The organism is Mesorhizobium sp. M1D.F.Ca.ET.231.01.1.1 (genome assembly GCF_003999155.2).
Taxonomy (GTDB): Bacteria; Pseudomonadota; Alphaproteobacteria; order Rhizobiales; family Rhizobiaceae; genus Mesorhizobium.
Window position 1 is genome coordinate 1 of record NZ_RZOZ02000233.1, and the last position, 297, is coordinate 297.

A 297-nucleotide genomic window follows, 5' to 3' on the forward strand; every position below is an offset into this window, starting at 1 on the left:
CGATCATCGAAAGCTGCAGTCATGACTGAAAAATCCGCCCTCAAGGTCGCCGTCATCGGCGCCGGCATCTTCGGCGTCTCAACCGCCGTTCATCTCGCCCGACTCGGCGCCCAAGTGACGATCGTCAGCGACGGGCCGGTCGCCAACGGCGCGTCGTCGCGCTCACTCGCCTGGCTCAACTCCGCGCGAAAACGCTCGGCCGCCTACCATGCACTGCGCATCGCGGGCCTCGACCGCTACCGGAGGTTCGCGGCCGGGCAGGATTGCCGCGCCTGGCTGCGGCTTGACAGATCGGAA

General features: G+C 67.0%; 1 protein-coding gene. It reads left to right on the forward strand.

What is annotated here, in order from left to right:
- Window positions 1-21: 21 nt before the first annotated feature.
- On the forward strand, window positions 22-297 hold a 276-nt coding region (locus tag EN874_RS33085; RefSeq protein WP_135884743.1), incomplete at its 3' end, for an FAD-dependent oxidoreductase.